This is a genomic window from Desulfobacula sp., from assembly GCF_021107415.1.
Window position 1 is genome coordinate 1 of sequence record NZ_JAIOSW010000201.1, and the last position, 2,586, is coordinate 2,586.

Genomic DNA, 2,586 nt, shown 5'->3' on the forward strand with positions numbered 1-2,586 from the left:
ATTACTAAATTAATTGCGGATTTAAAAATCCACTAATTACCCCATTTCGGATTACATTGTCTGACGAAGTTTTAGTGTAGTTATATCTTTTCCACTAAGTTTTGCCCAAATCTGAAACAGCTCGTTTCAAAAACCGCCCATACCCTTTTTCAATCTGTATTTCATTTTCTTGTAAAACAACCTCTCCTCTTAAAAGAACAGATTTCACTTTTCCTGTTACTTCCCATCCTTCGTATGCAGAATAATCGCAATGGTGGTGGTGAGTTTTTGCAGATATTATATGTTTTTCAGCAGGATCAAAAATGACTATATCGGCATCCGAGCCAACCTTAATGTCTCCTTTTTGGGGGTAAAGTCCAAAGATCTTTGCAGCATTGGTTGAGGTGACTTCTACAAATTTATTGAGGCTTATCCTTTCTTTCAAAACACCCTCAGAGAAAAGCAATTCCATCCTGTGTTCAATGCCAGGAATCCCATTGGGCACACTGGTAAAATCTTCCTTGTTTTTTAGCTTATCTTCCATCATAAACGGACAATGGTCGGTACCAACGGTTTGGATATATCCATCTTGTATGCCAGTCCATAAGCTTTCCCGGTCTTCTTTGGTTCTGAGCGGTGGACTTAAAATCCACTTTACAGATTCGTCACCTTTTTTATATAAATCAGCATCCAGCAAGAGGTACTGGGGGCAGGTTTCTGCAAGAATCCGGTGATTGTTTTGATTAGCCAGTTTTATCTTTTCTAATGCTTTTGCACAGGTCATATGCACAACATAGGCATTTACACCGGTTTCAATTGCCATATCGATAAACCTTCCAGTTGCTTCAGACTCGGAATAATCAGGCTGCGATAAATAATGATAAAGTGGTGACAGGTTATTTTGTACCCTGAATTTTTCCACCAGTGATTCGATCTTGTTTCCATCAGTTGCATGAACGGTTACCATTCCGCCATATTTTTTCACTTCCTCCATCACAGCTTTCATGGTAGCATCGTCAATCATCAGGGTATCTTTATAAGCCATGAAAGTCTTGAATGAAGTTATACCCTCCTGCTCTATAAAAGATTTCATCTCTGCTTTTGTGTTTTTAGTAAAGTCTGTTACCGAAACATGGAATGAATAATCACAATAAGCATTACCCGTAGCTTTTTTTTGCCAGGTTTCAAGCGCTGAATAAAGTGTTCCACCTTTTTGCTGGTTGGCAAAATCAATAATAGTAGTAGTCCCCCCAAATATTGCTGCCCGGGTACCGGTTTCAAAATTATCACTTGAGCGGATGCCCATCACAGGAAGGTCAAGATGTACATGCGGGTCAATTCCACCGGGAAAAATTAATTTATCTTGTGCATCGATAATATGATCTGCCTTTTGCGGTAAACCTTTTCCGATTGCAGTTATCTTTTCTCCTTCAATAATAATATCCGCCACATAATCTTCTGATGCAGTGATAATCCTTCCGTTTTTTATCAGGACAGACATAAAATCAGGTTTAAATGATTTAGTGTATAATAATATTTAACTTGGTTGATGCTGAGGTCTAAGTAAATCATTAACAGTTTTAACAGGATTGAAAGTGATAATGGGAACTTCAACAAAAATGGTGATCCAGTCGGCCATGGCCCCGTTCCATAATCCGGGAAGCTCCTGTGCTTTTAGATTTTTACCGTCTTTCGATTTAATGGAGATAAATCCTGTTTCAGGGTCAATAAATTCATGCAGGTCAAATGATTCACCTTTATAATTTCTGGTTCCGCATACCAAATCGACAGGATTAAAATGTGTGGAGGATTGTAAAATCTTCATTTGTTCTTCATCGCTTGCATTTACCTGTGATGACTCAACAACTTGCAGTGATACCTCTCCTTTCGAATTTTTCACCCAAAACGGACCACCTCCCGGTTCACCTTCATTTTTCACCATTCCACAAATTCTTATTGGTCGGTTAAGGTGGCGGAATAAAAATGATTTCTTTTCATCCGGACCCAGTTCATTAAATCCATTGGGAATTTTAATATTTAAATCTGATTGTGCAAATGCTTCAATTTTTTCGATAAGGTTTGTGCTTTCACTTTTTTCTAATTCCTTAAGAAATTCAAAAGTTTTTGATTGAAGCTTTAGCAAAAGTCCGCCAATTACTTTTTTATAAGTGGTGGTTATTTCTTTTAACCTGTCGGGAACCACATTATCAATATTCTTGATAAAAATTAAATCTGCCTCCAGGTCATTTAGATTTTCTATAAGCGCACCGTGCCCACCAGGCCTGAACAACAAACTTCCATCTTTTTCCCTAAAAGGCTCATTATTCATATCAACAGCAATCATATCGGTTGAAGATTTCTGTACCGAATAGGAAATTTCAAAAGTAATGTCAAATAGTTTCTCGTATTCATCTTTTACCTGATCCACCTGTGTTTTAAATTTTTCCAGATGTTCAGGAGAAACAGTAAAATGGACATAGGCTTTTTTGTTTTTTGAAACACCATACATTGCAGCTTCAACCAAATGCTCTTCAAGTGCCACCCTATTGCTGTGCTCATAACGGTGGAATTTTAACAGACCCTTTGGAAGTTTACCATAATCCAGAC

The 2,586-nt window shown here is 37.7% G+C and carries 2 protein-coding genes; both read right to left on the bottom strand.

Annotation, left to right across the window (positions count from 1 at the left end; genetic code table 11):
* Positions 1 to 94 precede the first annotated feature (94 nt).
* Complete coding sequence (hydA, locus tag K8S13_RS10800) at positions 95 to 1,480, bottom strand: dihydropyrimidinase (protein ID WP_291462455.1); 1,386 nt, start codon at positions 1,478 to 1,480, stop codon at positions 95 to 97.
* Positions 1,481 to 1,516: 36 nt separating this feature from the next.
* On the bottom strand, positions 1,517 to 2,586 hold a 1,070-nt coding region (locus K8S13_RS10805), incomplete at its 5' end, for a DUF4301 family protein (RefSeq protein ID WP_291462456.1).